Origin of the sequence: Sinosporangium siamense (genome assembly GCF_016863435.1) — a bacterium.
Classification (GTDB): Bacteria; Actinomycetota; Actinomycetes; order Streptosporangiales; family Streptosporangiaceae; genus Sinosporangium; species Sinosporangium siamense.
The window spans coordinates 321,787-339,220 of record NZ_BOOW01000030.1 but is presented as its reverse complement, the minus strand read 5'-3'; the positions used below and the strand labels follow the sequence as shown (position 1 = coordinate 339,220).

Below are 17,434 nucleotides of genomic sequence, written 5' to 3'. Positions count from 1 at the left end.
GGCGGGCGTCGGACAGGTCGGACGGGTAGGGGCGGCGGGGGGCCATGGCACTGTGCTAGTGTCCTGCGCCTGAAATTCGTCAGCTAAGTCTAGAGTGGCTTCCATGGCGCGGACGGGACGACCGAAGACTCCTGTGACACTCTCTGCCGATGAGCGGGCCACTCTGGAGCGCTGGGCACGAAGGAGCAAGTCCTCGCAGGTGCTGGCGATGCGATCGAAGATCGTGCTGGCGTGTGCGGACGGCATGGACAACATCGAGATCGCAGCGGCGCTGCGGATACACCGCGACACGGTCTCCAAGTGGCGGACCCGTTTCGTCAAGCTGCGACTGGACGGGCGGATGGACGAGCAGCGCCCGGGCCGACCGCCCTCGATCACGCTGGACCAGGTCGAGCAGGTCGTGGTGGCCACCTTGGAGAACACACCCAAGGGGGCCACGCACTGGTCGCGGGCCTCGATGGCCGAGCGGAGCGGGCTGTCCAGGTCCACGATCGGGCGGATCTGGCGCGATTTCGGCCTCAGACCCCATCAGGCCGGCACCTTCAAGCTGTCGACGGATCCGCTGTTCGTGGAGAAGGTCGTCGATGTGGTCGGCCTGTACTGCAACCCGCCCGAGCGTGCCGTGGTGCTGTGCGTGGACGAGAAGTCGCAGATCCAGGCGCTGGACCGCTCGCAGCCGGTGCTGCCGATGATGCCGGGCATGCCCGAGCGGCGGACCCACGACTACGTCCGCAACGGGATCACCAGCCTGTTCGCCGCGTTCAACGTCGCCGACGGGACCGTCATCGGCGAACTGCACCGCCAGCACCGGGCCGCCGAGTTCAAGAAGTTCCTGATCACGATCGACAAGACGGTACCCGCCGAGCTGGACATCCACCTGATCTGCGACAACTACGGCACCCACAAGACTCCGGCCGTCAAGGCGTGGCTGTCGCGCCACCCCCGGTTCCACATGCACTTCACCCCGACCGGCTCCTCCTGGATCAACCAGGTCGAGCGCTGGTTCGGATTCCTGACCGACCAGCTGATCAGGCGCGGAGTCCACAAAAGCGTGCGGGCGCTGGAGAAGGACATCCGCGACTGGATCGATCAGTGGAACGCCAACCCGCGCCCGTTCGTGTGGAAGAAGACCGCAGAGGAGATTCTCGAATCCCTCGCCCGATATTGCCGACGAATTTCAGGCGCAGGACACTAGCAGACCCGGGAGCCGCACGCCCGCGTCCTTGGATCCAGGCGTTTCCGCCCCAAACTTGAGATCGGACGGGAAGCGGGACATCGGTCGGACAAAGTGCAGGCCTGCCGGCTTCGACACCCCGGGTTCATTCCTCGTGCTTTACTCAATCGGCGTACTTCGGGCAGTGGACGCATGCCTCGAAACCGTGCTAATTCCCCCTTGGATGCCCTCTAAGTGGGTGTTTGATCCTGGGAAGTGCATCTGGTCCAGGTTCAGGCGCCGCGCCAGGTCGTGGTGTTCTCACCGGTGAGACGCCTGCTCATGAGATCGATCATTGCTAAATGGATCATGGCCTCGGAGCGCGCGGGAAGCGCGTCGTAGTCGCGGGCCAGGCGGCGGTGGAACATCAGCCATCCGAGGGTGCGTTCTACGACCCAGCGTCGCGGCAGGGCGGTGAATCCCCTGGTGGCGGGGTCTCGGCGGACGGCCTCGCCATCGATGCCGAGCTTGGCGGCCCCTTCGATGACCTTGGTGCGGTAGGCACTGCCGGCCCAGGCCTTGGTGACGGTCGGATGCGTGGCGGCGACCTGGGTGAGCAAGGGCAGGCCGGCGGCGCCGTCGGAGACGCCGGCCGCGGTGACCAGGACTGCGACCAGTAGACCGAGGGTATCGGTGACGATGCTGCGCTTGCGTCCGGCGATCTTCTTGCCCGCGTCGTAGCCCTGGGTGGCGGCGGGGGCGTTGGCCGAGGTCTAGACCCTCTGGGCGTCGACGACGCAGGCGCCGGGGTCGGGCGTGCGGCCCGCCGCGATGCGCGCCAGGCGTCGCAGCAGGCCGTTGAGCTGGGCGAGGACGCCGTCTTTCTGCCAGTGGGCGAAGTAGCCGTAGACGGTCTGCCAGGGCGGGTACTCGTGCGGCAGGTAGCGCCAGGGGATGCCGGTGCGGTCGACGTACAGGACGGCGTTCATCACGTCGCGCAGGTCGTGCTCGCATGGGCGGCCGATGTCCAGGCCCTTCCTCCGGCGTTCGGCGCGCCAGGCGCTGAGGACGGGTTCGATGAGCTCCCATCGGGCGTCGGACAGGTCGCTGGGGTAGGGGCGCCGCTCGGCCATGTCCCGGGCGTATCGCACGTCCGGGTCGGCCGCCCAGCCCTGTGGAGGGGGTTCTCACCCTCGGGTAAGGACAGATCCCCAGGTCATGGGATGAGACAGGATTCTTCAGCGCGAGACGGGCACGGACTGACCGGCTCGCCGGACGCAGCTGCGCGGATATCGGTCGAAATCACGTATACGGGCGAGCGTGGTCGGACAGGCGAGCCAGGCGATAGCTCAATAAATAAGGATCAAACACTCACGTGAGTGTTTGAGAAGGGTTAGATCAAATCGAAGCTCCACGCCTGCTGTCGACTCAGCGTGTCCGCGAGTGAGGCGGCGGGCCATGCCGCTGATCGCAGCCCAGAGGATCATCGCCTCAGCGGTCGCGGGGGTGCGCTCGTAGCCACGGGCCAGGCGGCGGTGCGCGGTCAGCCACACCAGAGTACGCTCGGCCACCCAACGGCGCGCGATGACCGCGAACCCGCTCCGGCCAGGTGCTTTGCGCACGATGTGCAGCGTGCTGGACAGAATCCGCCGGGTCCACCCGACCAGGGCACCCGCGAACCCCGCGTCGGCGAACACGAACCGCACCGGTGTCATCAGGTACAGGCTCAGCCGCGTGGTCTTGGCACCGTCGCGGTCCTGCACCGAGGCCGCCATCGCACACGCCGCCAGCAGGAGGCCGAGGGTGTCGGTGACGATGAACCGCTTCCGTCCATTGATCTTCTTGTTCGCGTCGTAGCCCCGTGTGGGACGCGGGACGGTATCGGCGCCTTTGACGCTCTGGGAGTCGATGACGCCGGCCGATGGCTCCTCGGCGCGCTTTGCGCTTTGCGGACTCTTCGGCGCAAGGTCGCGAGGATCTTCTGGGTGACCTTGGCATCCTCCCAGCGTGCGAAGGACCGGTACACCGTCTGCCAGGGCGGGAAGTCGAAGGGCGGCTGCCGCCGGGCGCATCCGGTGCGCACGAGGTACAAGATCGCGTCGACGACGTCCCGGCGGGGGTGCTTCTCCGGTCGCCCGCCGGGGCGGGGCGGTGGTAGCAGCGGCTCGAACGCTTCGTCCGACGGATGACCCGCTTTCCGTCTGATCTCATGATGGGACGGAAACGCCCAAGTCCCCAACGATCAGTCTGCGGCTCCAGAGTCTGCTACCACAGTGCCGTGACCCCCCGCCGCCCCTATCCGTCCGACCTCTCCGACGCCCGCTGGGCACTGATCGAGCCGACCTTGTCCGCCTGGTGCGACGCCCGCCTTCAAGCCCGCTCCCAAGCCGGCGTGAACGTCCCCGATCCCCCACGAGACTTCGCGACATCTTCGACGCGATCCTGTACGTCAACCGCAGCGGCATCGCCTGGAAGTACCGCCCGCACGACTTCCCGCCTCGCACCACCGTCTACTACTACTTCTCCGCCTGGACCAAGGGAGGCGTCTTCGAGCAACTCGGCATGGAACTGACCGGTATCGCCCGCACCCGCGAGCGCCGCAGGGCCGAGCCGAGCGCGTGCGTCATCGACAGCCAGAGCGTCAAGACCTCCGCAAACGTCCCGCTCGATACCCAGGGCTCGACGCCGCAAAGAAGATCGCCGGACGTAAGCGCGGCATCCTCACCGATACTCTGGGCTTACCCTTGGCGGTCACCGTCGCCGCGGCCGAGCTGCCGGACAACGCCGTCGGCGGGACGCTGCTCAGTCAGGCGCACACCACCTTTCCGACGATCAGCAAGGCGTGGGTGGACAGCGGGTTCAAGAACGCCGCCGTCGAGCACGGCGCAGCCCTGGGCATCGATGTCGAGGTCGTCCCGCGCCGCTCCGACCGGCCCGGCTTCCATGTTGTGAAAAGGCACTGGGTTGTTAAGCGCACCCTGGGCTGGATGATGCTTCACCGCCGGCTCGCCCGCGACTACGAAACCCGGCCCAACCACGCTGCCGCCATGATTCGCATCACGTCGATCGACAACGTTGCCCGGCGCATCACCGACGAAACCACTCCAACCTGGCGAGACGCATAACCGGCAATTAATCGTGAACTTCGCTTTTCGGACGCCCTCTAAGGCTGCCGATGCCGAATTGACCTAACTTGCCGAGTCGTAACCCCTCGTAGGGGCGATGAAGACGGGGCAACGCATGATGTGACCCGCAAGGGCCTCAAGTCGTAACCCCTCGTAGGGCGATGAAGACGATCACGGTGGCGTCGGGGCGGCCGCCCTGGTCGGGTTGGGACAGCGTCGCCAACTGCCTCGGCCGCCCGGGTCCTCATCGCCCTCCGAGGGGTCCCAACACACCGGCCACAACGAGGTCAAGACCGAGGTTGCATGGTCCTCATCGCCCCTCCGAGGGGTCCCAACATGGACGAAACCCGACTGTCCCGCTGAGCTTGCAGTCCTCATCGTCCCTCCGAGGGGTCGCAACATCGCGGAGATGCTCGCCGTTGACGCCCTTACTCGGCAAGAACCCGGCGGACAAGACGAAACCACCCACGGCGAAGGAAGCCAAGCCTCCGGAGATGCACCCGTGGACGGCCGGCCAGCTCCGCGCGTTCCTCGGCTGGGCGCGCGACCATAGCGGCCACTATGCGGCGTGGTACGTGCTGGCGATGACGGGGATGCGCCGCGGCGAGCTGCTGGCGCTGCGCTGGCGAGACCTCGATTTGGACGCGGGCACGGCCAGCATCCGCCGGTCGGTCGGGGTGGTGCGCGTGAAGGGGCAGGGTACGCACCTGAAGGAGGGCAACACGAAGACGGCCAAGCCGCGTGTGGTCGACCTCGACGGCGCCACCACGGCCGTGCTGAAGGCGCTGAAGCGGGAGCGCGGAAGCCTGGCCCTGGCGCTTGCTCGCGACGATGCCCTCGTGTTCGGCACCCCAGAGGGGGAGTGGCTACACCCGGAGCGGTTCTCGCGTACCTTCAAGCAGCACCTCGACCGGTGCCGGCGGGCTCTGGAGAAGGCGGGGGTCGAGCCGCCGCCGGAGATCCGGTTGCACGACCTGCGGCACACGCACGCCACGCTGCTCCTGGCGGGCGGCGTGCCGGTCAAGGTCGTGTCCGAGCGGCTTGGCCACGCCTCGCCCACGGTGACGCTCACGGTCTACGCGCACGTGATGCCGGGCAACCAGCGGGCGGCGGCGGATCAGTTCGCGGCGCTCGTCGCCGAGGCGTAAAACCACGATCATCGGGCCGGAAGTATCAGGGAAGTATCACGGGGCCGATTTGGGGCCAGACATGAAGAAGCCCCGACCCTGTGACCTGCACTGAATCGGGGCTGTACTGGTGTCCGAGGGGGGACTTGAACCCCCATGCCCCGCAAAGGGCACTAGCACCTCAAGCTAGCGCGTCTGCCTATTCCGCCACCCGGACTTTGGTGCCTGCACGTTGGAACGTCTTCCCTCGTCGGCGGAACCAGGTTAGCAAACTCTGAGGGGTGCTTCATACCTGAATTCACCGTGGGCACCGGGAGGGTGGTGGGACGGGTGGGGACAGTGGGGGAAGACGGCAGGGGATTTGGGTGGGGGAGGTGTCGCGGAGGTGGGGGGCGGCGGGAGGATGGGGGCGCATGCCGTACGAGGTAGGGAGCCGGGGATGGGCGTACTCAAGGGTGAGGACGAGGTCGTTGAGCTGTGCAGCGACCTGATCCGGATCGATTCGACGAACGCGGGCGACAACGCCGGGCCGGGGGAGCGGGCGGCGGCGGAATACGTCGCGGAGAAGCTGGCCGAGGTGGGGTTGTCGCCGCGGATTCTCGAGAGGGACTCCCGCCGGGCCAATGTGGTCGCGCGGATCGAGGGGACGGATCCGGGGCGGGACGCGCTGCTGGTGCACGGGCATCTGGATGTGGTGCCGTTCAACGCGGGGGACTGGCGGCATCATCCGCTCTCGGGTGAGGTCGCCGAGGGGTGTGTGTGGGGTCGCGGCGCGGTCGACATGAAGGACATGGACGCGATGATCCTCGCGGTCGTCCGGCAGCGCCTCAGTGAGGGGCGGAGACCGGCGCGTGACGTCGTGCTCGCGTTCACGGCGGACGAGGAGGCCGGGGGCACTTATGGTGCGCACTGGCTGACCGAGGAATACGCGGGGCTGTTTGAGGGCTGCACGGAGGCGATCGGGGAGGTCGGGGGGTTCAGTGTCTCGATCGACGAGGCGCGGCGGCTCTATCTGATCGAGGCGGCCGAGAAGGGCATCGCCTGGATGAAGCTCACCGCCAAGGGGCGGGCGGGCCACGGCTCGATGTTGAACGACGACAACGCCGTCACGGAGCTCGCCGAGGCGGTGGGGCGGCTCGGGCGCCACGAGTGGCCGGTACGGCTGACGCCCACGGTCAGGGCGTTCCTGGAGGAGGCGTCGGCGGCTCTTAGCGTGGAGTTCGACCCGGAGGACGCCGAGGCGACGGTGGCCAAGCTCGGGCCGCTGGCGCGGATGATCGGGGCGGTGCTCCGCAACACGGTCAACCCGACGATGTTGTCGGCGGGCTACAAGGCCAACGTGATCCCGCAGACGGCCACGGCGCATGTGGACGGGCGGTTCTTGCCGGGTTACGAGGAGGAATTCTTCGCGACGGTCGACGAGTTGCTCGGGCCCAACGTGGCCAGGGAGTTCGTCTACCACGACATCGCGGTGGAGACGTCGTTCGAGGGGCCGCTGGTGCGGGCCATGGCGGCGTCGCTTGAGGCCGAGGACCCGGGTGGGCGGGCTGTGCCGTACACCCTGTCGGGGGGCACGGATCTGAAGGCGTTCAGCCGGCTGGGGATCCGCGGGTTCGGGTTCGCGCCGCTGAAGTTGCCGGCCGATCTGGACTTCTCGGGCATGTTCCACGGGGTGGACGAGCGGGTGCCGGTGGATTCGCTGAAGTTCGGGGTCAGGGTGCTTGACCGGTTCCTGGATCAGTGCTGAATCCTTTGCGGATTTGCCATGACGATCACCTGCCGTAGTGATACTGTCACTTTCCGTTGAGAGGTGAGGTCGTGAGGCCGGGCCCGCTGCGGTGGGGCCGATCTCCGTTCGGGAGGTTCACGTGGCACGCATGCCTGTGTGGCGACTTGGGGCGGTTCCGTCCCTTGGCGCGCGGCGCGTGCCCGTGACCGCCCTGATGCCCGAGCTCAGTGCTCACAGGCTCAAGCGTGCGCTGGCGGTCGGCGGGTTGCTGGTCGCCGGGTGGTTGCTCGCCCTGGTGTTCGGCGCGTCGGGCGCCGCTCACGCCGCGGCGGACGCGGGTGGTCTCCCCTCTTTCCATACACAAACGTCGGATCGTCTCACCGGATCACTTGGTGATGGTTTCCCGCCGGTGAGCGACGACAACGCCGAGGCGCCGGACAACGCCGAGGCCATGGCCGGGCGACATGTCGACGGGCTCACGGGCCAGTCGCGCCCCGGTTTCCCCGCACCCTCCTCCGCCGAGTTCGGCGTCGGCCTCAACGGGGTCGTGCCGCAGGCCGGCGGCGGGCATGGGCCCTTCGGGCCGGGGGATCTCGCGCGGTCGGACATCGACCCGCGTGTCACGGCACAGCGCCGCCCACCGGTGTGCGCCTGCTCGCCCGTGGTCCGCACAGCGGCGGACGAACCCTCTTTCTCCCCTGACTGATCCCGTTCCTGCCCGGTCCGGGCGGCGGTTGTTCAGGCGGGACACGTTCCACTCCAGGACCGTGATCCAGACAGCCAAACCCCAGACAGCCAAGCCTCAGGCAAGCGTGCCCCGGCAAGCCCCGCGTGGCTCCTCACGCGCGCGTGGTGGTCCGCTGACCGGGACGCCCTTCCCCGGCTGTGCCGTAAAGGCGCCTGTTTCCGATCGAGCCCGGCTCACGGGTGATCGTCAATCTCCATCTCGCGTCGTGTGACTTTCCGGGGCTCCGCTGTGCGGCGGGCCGGACTCGGCTTCCGCATGCCCTGATCTCCACCGCGAACCGTCAGGTACCCCCAAGATCCACCAAGGAGTTTCAACTATGCGTACGTGGACTAAAGGATCGGCCCCCGCGGCTCTTCTCGCGGTCGTCGTGATGTCCATGAGCGGCGGCGGCGTCGCGTTCGCCGACACCTCCGGCACCAGCTCAGTCGGCGGCGGCAACCAGGTCAACCTGCCGATATCCATCCCGGTCGACATCAGCGGCAACGCCGTGGGTGTGGCCGGCGACTCGACGGCCCGCTCGCAGGGCGGGGCCTCGGTCGAGAACGGGCAGCCCGGCGGCATCCCCGGCCGGACCTCGGGCAACAGCAGCGTGCTGGGCGGCAACCAGATCAACGCGCCCATCACCGCCCCGATCAACGCCTGCGGCAACGCGTTGTCGCTGGTCGGCAACTCCAACGCGAGCTGCCGCGGCGGCGCGTCGGTGAAGGGCACGCCGGGGGGCGGGGCCGCGTCGGGCAACCGTACCGACGGCACGAGCAGCGTGGGCGGCGGCAACCAGGTCACCGCCCCGATCACCGCTCCCGTCAACGCCTGCGGCAACGCCATCGCGATCTTCGGTGACGCGGTCGCGGGATGCCCGGGCGGCGCGTCGGTCAAGGGCGGCGGGGCCACGGGCCGTGGCCGCGGCAACACGACGTCGGGCCGGTCGTCGGTGCTCGGCGGCAACCAGGTGCTGGCGCCGGTCACCGCGCCGATCAACGTGTGCGGCAACTCGGCCGCGCTGCTGGGCGGCGCGTTCTCGTCCTGCAAGGGCAGCAGCACGGTCACGCGCAAGCCGCCGCACCACGGCTACCACCGCACACACCAGACCCACGGCTCCTCGGGCAACGACACCGACGGCAGGTTCGGGGCGGGCAGCGGCAACCAGGTGATCGCCCCCGTCACCGCTCCGGTCAACGTGTGCGGCAACTCGGTGGGGAACGGCCCGGCCGGCTGCGTCGGCGGCGCCTCGGTGGCCGGTCAGGCGGGCGGCGGAGCCGGGGGCAACACGACCTCGGGCCGCTCCGGGGTGGGCTCGGGCAACCAGGTGCTGGCGCCGGTCACCGCGCCGGTCAACGTCTGCGGCAACGCGGTCGCGATCCTTGGCGGGGCGTTCGCCAAGTGCGAGGGCGTCGTGAAGGTCAAGAACGGCACAGCCAGGGGAGCGGGCGGCAACACGACCTCGGGCCGCTCCGGCGTGCTGGCGGGCAACCAGGCGGTGGCCCCGGTCAACGCGCCCGTCAACGTCTGCGGTGTCTCGGCGGGTGTGCTCGGCGCCGCCGCCTCGCGCTGCGTGGGCGGGGCCACGGTATCGAGGAACGCCGGGGCGGGCGCCGGGGGCAACCGTACTTCGGGGCAGTCCGGCGTGCTCGCCGGCAACCAGGTGCTGGCGCCGGTCACCACGCCGGTCAACGTCTGCGGCAACGCGGTCGCCGTGCTGGGTGACGCCGCGGCCGGCTGCCTCGGAGGTGCGCGGGTCGGCCACGGACACCGCTCGATCGGCGCGATGAGCGCGCAGCCGGGCAAGCGTGGCCAGAACCGGCCCGGCGGTGTGCTTCCGGGGCTTCCCTCGGTGCCCGTCGTGGGCGGACTGGCGAACACCGGCAACCTGACCCAGCAGGCGCAGGCCGCCGGGCTGCCGGGGGTGTCCAGCGCCGAGGGTGCGGCGCAGTCCCTCGGCATGCCGTCGATCCCCAGCATGCCGGGCATGTCCACCGAGCCGGTGCGCGCCCAGGTCAACAAGGACCGTAAGGGCGGCAAGAGCGGCAAGGGCGGCAAGGTCGTGGCCAAGCCCGCCAAGCCCGCCAGGCCTGGCAAGCCCGGCAACTCGACCCTGCCGGTGACGGCGGGTGGCCCGCTGGCCGCCGCCGGCCCGGTCGCCGACCTCGTGCGTTCGACCCCGGTCGGCTCCGCCGTCGGCCAGGTCGCCTCGGCCTCCCCGGTCGGCAACATCGGCCTCATGAGCGCCGAGCAGCCCGCCGGTCTGACCGGCATGAACTCGTCTTCCCTGATGGCCCTGCTGATGGGCGCCATGTTCGCCGCCTCGGCGACGGTGCTCTCGGTCGCCCGCCGCTTCCGCTCCGCCCGCGGCTAGTCCCCATACGGCGACAGGGGCGCGGGTGTACGGCGAAGCCGTGTGATTCCGGCCGACAGGCCGGGGACCATGTTTCACGCGGCCGGGCGGTGACCACGATTCCCCCGGGTGGGGCGGCGGCCGGTCGTCCCACCTCCACGCGCCAGGTGTGAGGGAAATAACTGGACGTGACATCTGAGGGTTTCAGCGGCATGTATTTCGCGGAAAGCCAAAGACGCTTTGCCCGTTCCGGGGGCGTGGCCCGGGGCGGGCAAAGCCATGCGTGCGATCCTGGGGGGAAGCTTTAGGTGCCGGGCTGAGCAGGGTCGCGACACGCGTCTCGCCGCGACGGTGCGCAGATGTGCGGGCAGGTGAAGGATCGACCGTGAATTGGGAAAGCCGGTGTCGGCGTGGATGCCTCCCATGGGTCGAACGCCGCGGGGGCGGGCAGACTGTCGGAGTCAGAGGGTGCGGGTGACCCGTATTATCTTCCGGCGGAGCCGTACCCGTCGGCTGCCGTCGGGATACAGCCGAAGCCGGTCGAGTTCCCAGTCTCCATATTCCGCGTGTTCGGTGAGGATCTGCCGAGCCGCCTCGCGGGAGGTGCCACGCGGGATGTGGACATCCATGTAGGAGTAGTTGAGCACAGCTATTAGTCTCCGAGGGTGGGCTAGGGGACGTGGGGAGTCGCTGGGCCTTATTCTGCGTCCTTGTGGGTGTACCCGGAAGAGACCGGGTAACCCGAGGGGAAGGGAAAGCCGGGCGACGGGTTACCGTCAGGATCAGTGTCGGCCCACAGGCACCAAGGCCCTGGCCTTGTGCGGTGGGGCTTGCCCGACAGGGGGAACGTAAGCGAAGAGCGAGGTAGGAAGCAGCGTGCCAGCGAAGAACGGCAACGCCGGCGGAACCCGCCTGGTGATCGTCGAGTCGCCTGCGAAGGCGAAGAAGATCGCCGAGTACCTCGGGCGCGGCTTCACGGTGGAGTCCAGCATCGGTCACATCCGTGATCTTCCGGAACGAGCCGACGACATCCCCGACAGATTCAAAGGGGAGTCCTGGGCGCGGCTTGGCGTGAACGTCGAACATGAGTTCGAACCGCTCTACATCGTGAATCCCGATAAGAAGTCTCAGGTCGCCAAGCTCAAGCAGCTTTTGAAAGAGGCCGCCGAGCTCTACCTCGCCACCGACGAGGACCGCGAGGGCGAGGCCATCGCCTGGCACCTGCAGGAGGTTCTGAAGCCCACGGTGCCGGTGCACCGCATGGTCTTCCATGAGATCACGCCGCAGGCCATCCGCGACGCGGTGGCCAATCCCCGCGATTTGAACCTCCGCCTGGTGGACGCCCAGGAGACCCGGCGCATCCTCGACCGCCTTTACGGCTACGAGGTCAGCCCGGTGTTGTGGAAGAAGGTCAAGCCGCGCCTGTCGGCCGGCCGGGTGCAGTCCGTGGCGACGCGCATGGTCGTGGAGCGGGAGCGGGAGCGGCTGGAGTTCACCGCGGCGACCTACTGGGACCTGTCGGCGCTCTTCGACAAGGGCGGCGACGAGGTTCCGCGCGAGTTCACCGCCACGCTCACCGGTGTGGACGGGCGCAGGGTCGCCCAGGGGCGCGACTTCGCCTCGACCGGCCGGTTGAAGAACGCCGACGTGCTCCATTTGGACGAGCAGGCCGCCCGTGCCCTCGCCGGGCGGCTCGCCGACGCCGCCTTCAAGGTCGGGTCCGTCGAGCGCAAGCCGTATACGAGAAAGCCTTACGCGCCTTTCCGCACCACCACGATGCTGCAGGAGGCCAGCCGCAAGCTGGGTTTCTCCGCGAAATACACGATGCAGGTGGCGCAGCGGCTCTACGAGAACGGCTACATCACCTATATGCGAACCGACAGCATCACGCTGTCGTCGACCGCGGTGACCGCCGCCCGCTCGCAGGCGACCAAGCTCTACGGCAAGGACTATGTGCCGGACAAGCCCCGCGTCTACACGAGCAAGGTGAAGAACGCCCAGGAGGCGCACGAGGCCATCCGCCCCTCCGGCGAGGAGTTCCGCACGCCTGGCGAGACCGGGCTGAGCGGCGACATGTTCCGGCTTTACGAGCTCATCTGGCAGCGCACGGTCGCCTCCCAGATGAAGGACGCGGTCGGCGAGTCGGTCGCGGTCAAGGTGGCGGGCACGTCGAGCTCGGCGGAGAAGGTCGAGTTCAGCGCCAGCGGCCGCACGATCACCTTCTACGGCTTCCTCAAGGCCTATGTCGAGGGCGCCGACGACCCGTCGACCGATCGGGACGACGCGGAGAAGCGGCTGCCCAATCTCGCCGAGGGCGATCCGCTGACGATGCGGGAGCTGACCCCGCTCACCCACACGACCAAGCCGCCGGCGCGTTACACCGAGCCCTCGCTCACCAAGGAGCTGGAAGACCGCGAGATCGGCCGCCCGTCCACCTATCCCGCGATTCTCGGCACGATTCTCGACCGGGGTTACGTGTTCAAGAAGGGCACCGCGCTGGTGCCGTCCTTCCTCGCGTTCGCCGTGGTCAACCTGCTGGAGCAGCATTTCGGCAATCTGGTCGACTACGAGTTCACCGCGCGCATGGAGGACTGCCTCGACTCGATCGCGAGGGGCGAGGCCGACCGGGTGCTCTGGCTGCGGCGGTTCTACTTCGGGGAGAACGAGGACGAGGGCCTGAAGGACATGGTCACCGACCTCGGCGAGATCGACGCGAAGGAGATCAGCTCCTTCCCGATCAGGGGCACCGACATCATGATCCGGGTGGGGCGCTACGGCCCTTATCTGGATCGCGACGGCGCCCGGGTCAACGTGCCCGAGGATCTCGCGCCGGACGAGCTGACCGCGGAGCGGGCCGAGGAGCTGTTCAAGCAGCCGACCGGCGACCGCGAGCTCGGCGCCGATCCGGTCACCGGTCACAAGATCGTGGCGAAGTCCGGGAGATACGGTCCCTACGTGACCGAGATCCTTCCGGAGGAGGCCACGGAGAAGAAGTCCACCAGGAAGAAGGACACGGTCAAGCCGCGCACCAGTTCGTTGTTCAAGTCGATGGACATCGACACTGTGACGCTGGAGCAGGCGCTTCAGCTGCTTTCCCTGCCGCGGAGCCTCGGCGAGCTGGAGGGCGAGGAGGTGCAGGCGTTCAACGGGAAGTTCGGGCCCTATGTGAAGAAGGGCAAGGACTCGCGTTCGCTGCCGGCCGAGGAAGACCTGCTCACGGTCACGCTGGAGCAGGCCAAGGAGCTTTTCGCGCAGCCGAAGCAGCGGGGCCGCGGCCGGGCCGCGGCGGCGGCGCCCCTGCGCGAGCTGGGCGACGATCCCCAATCGAAGAAGCCGGTGCTGGTCAAGGAGGGGCGCTTCGGTCCTTACGTGACCGATGGGGAGACGAACGCCTCGCTTCGCAAGGGTGACACGGTCGAGGACATCACGATCGAGCGTGCGGCCGAGTTGCTGGCCGAGCGCCGGGCCAAGGGGCCTGCTCCCAAGCGCACCACCCGCGCCAAGACCACCAAAACCGCCAAGGCTGCTGCTAAACCGTAGATCGCATCACAAGCCTCTTATCCCCCGAGCCCTACCATAATGGGGTATCGGGGGAGAGGGGTGCCGGTTGATCCTTGGGTTCTTGCTTACGGCTGTAGTGGTTGTCGTGGTGACCCATCTCTACCTCTGGTTCCGCTTGGTGCGATCGACCACCCGGCCGGGGCGCATGCGAAGACGGCTCACGTGGGTGACGGTCGCGCTCGGCCTGCTTGTGGTGGTCGCCCAGGTCGGATCGCGTTCTGAATTCGGCCACTGGCTCGCCTGGCCCGGGTTCATGTGGCTCGCGGTGATGTTCTACCTGGTGGTTTTCCTGATATTGCTGGAAATTCCACGGGCTATCGGGCTATTGGTGCTTCGCCGTACGGCACAGCGTGGTCGGGCGGTCGCCGCGCCGGTGCCGGTCGAGGTGGCGGCTTCCGCCGTACCCGCGCTTGTGCCCGGTCCGCTGCCGGTGGCGCCGGAGCCGGACCCGGCGCCGCCCGCCGCCGGGGGCGAGGGGATGGACCGCAGGTTGTTCCTGTCGCGCACCTTGGCCGGTGTGGCCGGCGTGGGAGCGCTGACGACGGTGGGGTTCGGGGTGCGGTCGGCGCTCGGGCCGCCGGTGATCGAACGGGTGCCGGTCGTCCTGCCCAAACTCGATCCGCGCCTCAACGGCTTGCGCCTCGCGGTCGTGAGCGACATCCACCTGGGGCCGATCACGGGGGTGAGCCACTCGGAGCGGCTCGTGCGGATGATCAATTCGCTGGAGGCCGACGTCGTGGCGATCGTCGGCGACATGGTGGACGGTACGGTGGCCGAACTCGGGGCCGCGGCCCGGCCGCTGCGCTCGCTCGAATCCCGCTACGGCACGTTTTTCGTGACCGGCAACCACGAGTATTACCTGGAGAACGGCCCCGGTGAGTGGATCGAGGAGCTGCGGGAGCTCAACGTGCGGCCCCTGCAGAACGAACGCGTGGAGATCGCCCACCAGGGGGCGATCCTGGATCTCGCCGGAGTCAACGACCTGGCGGGCGGGGCCAGCGGACAGGGACCGGACTTCGACAAGGCGCTCGGCGGGCGCGACACGTCACGCAACGTCGTGCTTCTCGCCCACCAGCCGGTGCAGGTCGCCCAGGCGTCAACACGTGGGGTGGATCTTCAGCTTTCCGGGCACACGCATGGTGGGCAGTTGGTGCCGTTCAACCTGATCGTCCCTGTGCAACAGCCCGTGGTGGCGGGATTGGAGAACGTGGACGGAACGCAGGTGTATGTCACCCGCGGTGCCGGTTTCTGGGGGCCGCCGGTCCGGGTGGGAGCGCCGCCGGAGATCAGTCTGCTGGAGTTGCGCGCCCCGAACGCGTAGCGGGTGAAGGGCATGGTCGGCGCAGCGGAAAAGTTCCACCACGGCCGTCGAGGTTTGTGAAGTCGTCTCGTCACAAAGCGGGCGCAATTACCCCTATGTGCCCTGCGGAGCAGTGCCCGGAGGCACTACCCTCGTGCGGGCGACCAGACCTTGGCTCGCCCTCTCTAGCCCAGCTAGCACCTGGATACGCTGACATTATGACCTCCCCTGGCCGACCCGCCGCGCGACGCAAGCCCCCGCACGTGCTGGCAAACGCCCCGTTCCGCAGGTTGTGGACGGCCACATCGCTCTGCAGCCTCGGCGACTGGCTCAACATCATCGCGCTCACGGCGCTGGCAGCCGCGCTGACCGCCGGATCCGGTTTCCAGACCCAAGCCCTGGCCGTCGGCGGTGTCTTCGCGGCCAAGATGTTGCCTCCCGTCCTGCTCGGCCCGCTGGCGGGGGTGCTCGACGGCCGGCTCGACCGGCGAGTGGCGATGTTCGCAGGAGATCTGCTGCGAGCCGCCCTGGTCGTGTCCATCTTCTTGATCGGCACCTATACGTGGCTCATCGTCGCGGCCGTGCTGATCGAGTGCGCCGCGCTGCTACGGGTGCCGGCCAAGGAGGCCGCAGTGTCCGGGTTTGTCCCGGAGGAGCAGCGGGAGGAAGCCGGGCGGCTCATCCTCCTCGTGACATACGGCTCGGCCCCCGTGGCCGCCGCCCTCTTCGCCCTACTGTCCCTCGCGAGCGACCTCGGGCGCGCTCTGTCGCCGGGGTTCACGACGTCCTCGACCGACTTCGCCCTCGTCGTCAACGCCGTCCTCTACCTGGCCTCCGCCGCCCTGATCTTCACTCTTAAGCAGATTTCGCAGCTCCGCCCGCCGGGCCCGGCGCCGTCCACTCTTCGCGACCTCTTGGCCGGCCGCCGCCACATCGCGGGGCACCGCCTCGTCGGGGCCCTCGTCCTCGGCATGGTGGGCGCGTTCGTCGCGGGCGGCACGGTCGTCGGCGTGGCGAAGATCTACACCTCGTCGCCCGTCCTCGGCGGCGGCGACGCCGCATACGGCATGGTGTTCGGGGCGGTGTTCCTCGGCGTGGCGCTCGGCATGTCCTTCGGGCCGAGGATTCTGCGGGAGTTGTCGCGGCGCAGGTTGTTCGGCCTGTCGATCGTCATGGCGGGTGTGCTGCTCGCGGCCGTCGCGCTGATCCACAACCTCGCCGTCGTGGTGGTGCTCGCGCTCGCGCTCGGCATATGCGCGGGCATCGCGTGGATCACCGGCTATTCGATGATCGCTGTGGAGATGGATGACTCGGTCCGGGGTCGCACCTTCTCCTACATCCAGGCCGTGGCGCGCGTCGTCCTGCTGGTCGTCGTGATCGTGGCGAGCCCGCTGGCGGGCCTGCTCGGCAGCCACAACCTCCGGATCAGCGCCACGATCGGCTACCGTTTCGACGGATCCAGCCTGATCATGCTGGGCGGGGCGCTGCTGACCGTGGTGATCGGCTTCGTGGCCCTCCGGCGCACGGACGACCGGGCCGGGGTGCCCGTCGCCGTCGACCTCTTCGCGGCGCTTCGCGGCAAGCGCTTCGTGGAGGAAAGCGGGGATGAGGAGCCGCAAGGGCTGTTCATCGCCTTTGAGGGCGGCGAAGGCTCCGGCAAGACCACTCAGTCGAGGCTTCTCGCCATCTGGCTGCGTGATCAGGGCTTCGATGTGGTGCAGACCCGCGAACCGGGCTCCACCAAGGTCGGCATGCGGCTCCGGGCGATCCTGCTCGACGCCGCCCACCAGGGGCTCTCCGCACGATCCGAGGCGCTGCTCTACGCCGCCGACCGGGCCGAGCACGTGGAGAAGGTCATCCGCCCGGCTTTGGGGCGGGGGGCGCTGGTCGTGTGCGATCGCTACGTCGACTCCTCCCTCGCCTATCAGGGGGCCGGACGCGAGCTTGACCCCGCCCATGTCGCCAGGCTCAACTCGTGGGCCACAGGCGATCTGGTGCCGGATCTGACCGTGCTCATCGACGTGCCGCCCTCGATCGGGCTCAGGAGGTTCGCCTCGCCGGCCGACCGCATCGAGGCCGAGCCGCTGGAGTTCCACGAGCGGGTGCGCCGTGAGTTCCGCAACCTGGCGGCGGCCGCCCCCGAGCGTTACCTGGTCGTCGACGGCACCCTGACGCAGGAGGAGGTGTCGCGCCTCATTCAGGACCGGGTGCGCGACATCCTGCCCGACCCGGTGCCTCAGGAGTCGGAGGACGCCACAGGGACCATTCCCGCCATCCGCGACTGAACCTCTCTAAGACACGGCCTCGGGATATGGCTTCCGGCCTGCTGCGCGGCCGGTCGGCGCGGATGCGGTAAAGG

General features: G+C 68.5%; 10 protein-coding genes, 1 tRNA gene and 3 pseudogenes. 9 read left to right on the top strand and 5 right to left on the bottom strand.

Going from position 1 to position 17,434, the window contains the following annotated elements:
• The first annotated feature begins 103 nt into the window (after nucleotides 1-103).
• Nucleotides 104-1,195 (top strand): IS630 family transposase, encoded by a 1,092-nt coding sequence (locus tag Ssi02_RS24285; RefSeq protein ID WP_204029530.1) that lies wholly within the window; start codon nucleotides 104-106, stop codon nucleotides 1,193-1,195.
• Nucleotides 1,196-1,446: 251 nt separating this feature from the next.
• Here the strand turns inward: Ssi02_RS24285 and Ssi02_RS24280 are convergent.
• The 3 genes and pseudogenes from Ssi02_RS24280 to Ssi02_RS39885 all read right to left on the bottom strand — a co-directional run.
• Nucleotides 1,447-2,286 (bottom strand): annotated as a pseudogene (locus tag Ssi02_RS24280) (IS5 family transposase).
• Nucleotides 2,287-2,502: 216 nt separating this feature from the next.
• Nucleotides 2,503-3,225, bottom strand: a complete 723-nt coding sequence (locus Ssi02_RS24275; RefSeq protein WP_204029528.1) for a transposase — start codon at nucleotides 3,223-3,225, stop codon at nucleotides 2,503-2,505.
• Nucleotides 3,189-3,392: pseudogene (locus Ssi02_RS39885) on the bottom strand (transposase); the annotation flags it as partial. The gene Ssi02_RS24275 and the pseudogene Ssi02_RS39885, both read right to left, overlap by 37 nt.
• Nucleotides 3,393-3,431: 39 nt before the next feature.
• Between Ssi02_RS39885 and Ssi02_RS24265 the strand changes: the two are divergent.
• Nucleotides 3,432-4,278: pseudogene (locus Ssi02_RS24265) on the top strand (IS5 family transposase).
• A 419-nt stretch (nucleotides 4,279-4,697) separates the two neighbouring features.
• Nucleotides 4,698-5,426 carry a tyrosine-type recombinase/integrase gene (locus tag Ssi02_RS24260; RefSeq protein WP_204029526.1) on the top strand — a complete coding sequence of 243 codons (729 nt, stop codon included), beginning with the start codon at nucleotides 4,698-4,700 and terminating at the stop codon, nucleotides 5,424-5,426.
• 107 nt (nucleotides 5,427-5,533) lie between these two features.
• Here the strand turns inward: Ssi02_RS24260 and Ssi02_RS24255 are convergent.
• Nucleotides 5,534-5,622: transfer RNA gene (locus tag Ssi02_RS24255), tRNA-Leu, on the bottom strand.
• A 222-nt stretch (nucleotides 5,623-5,844) separates the two neighbouring features.
• Between Ssi02_RS24255 and Ssi02_RS24250 the strand changes: the two genes are divergently transcribed.
• From Ssi02_RS24250 to Ssi02_RS24240, 3 genes are all read left to right on the top strand, one after another.
• Complete coding sequence (locus tag Ssi02_RS24250) at nucleotides 5,845-7,152, top strand: M20/M25/M40 family metallo-hydrolase (RefSeq protein ID WP_204029524.1); 1,308 nt, start codon at nucleotides 5,845-5,847, stop codon at nucleotides 7,150-7,152.
• 130 nt (nucleotides 7,153-7,282) lie between these two features.
• Nucleotides 7,283-7,840 carry a hypothetical protein gene (locus tag Ssi02_RS24245; protein WP_239129510.1) on the top strand — a complete coding sequence of 186 codons (558 nt, stop codon included), beginning with the start codon at nucleotides 7,283-7,285 and terminating at the stop codon, nucleotides 7,838-7,840.
• A 358-nt stretch (nucleotides 7,841-8,198) separates the two neighbouring features.
• Nucleotides 8,199-10,235 carry a chaplin family protein gene (locus tag Ssi02_RS24240; RefSeq protein ID WP_204029523.1) on the top strand — a complete coding sequence of 679 codons (2,037 nt, stop codon included), beginning with the start codon at nucleotides 8,199-8,201 and terminating at the stop codon, nucleotides 10,233-10,235.
• 440 nt (nucleotides 10,236-10,675) lie between these two features.
• Here the strand turns inward: Ssi02_RS24240 and Ssi02_RS24235 are convergent, their stop codons facing one another.
• Nucleotides 10,676-10,861 (bottom strand): DUF5703 family protein, encoded by a 186-nt coding sequence (locus Ssi02_RS24235; protein WP_204029521.1) that lies wholly within the window; start codon nucleotides 10,859-10,861, stop codon nucleotides 10,676-10,678.
• A 229-nt stretch (nucleotides 10,862-11,090) separates the two neighbouring features.
• Between Ssi02_RS24235 and topA the strand changes: the two genes are divergently transcribed.
• From topA to tmk, 3 genes are all read left to right on the top strand, one after another.
• Nucleotides 11,091-13,754, top strand: a complete 2,664-nt coding sequence (gene topA, locus Ssi02_RS24230; protein WP_204029519.1) for a type I DNA topoisomerase — start codon at nucleotides 11,091-11,093, stop codon at nucleotides 13,752-13,754.
• A 109-nt stretch (nucleotides 13,755-13,863) separates the two neighbouring features.
• Complete coding sequence (locus tag Ssi02_RS24225; RefSeq protein ID WP_239129501.1) at nucleotides 13,864-15,096, top strand: metallophosphoesterase; 1,233 nt, start codon at nucleotides 13,864-13,866, stop codon at nucleotides 15,094-15,096.
• A 197-nt stretch (nucleotides 15,097-15,293) separates the two neighbouring features.
• The gene (tmk, locus tag Ssi02_RS24220) at nucleotides 15,294-17,360 is read left to right on the top strand and encodes a dTMP kinase (protein WP_204029517.1); all 2,067 of its coding nucleotides are present in this window, start codon (nucleotides 15,294-15,296) and stop codon (nucleotides 17,358-17,360) included.
• Nucleotides 17,361-17,434 lie beyond the last annotated feature (74 nt).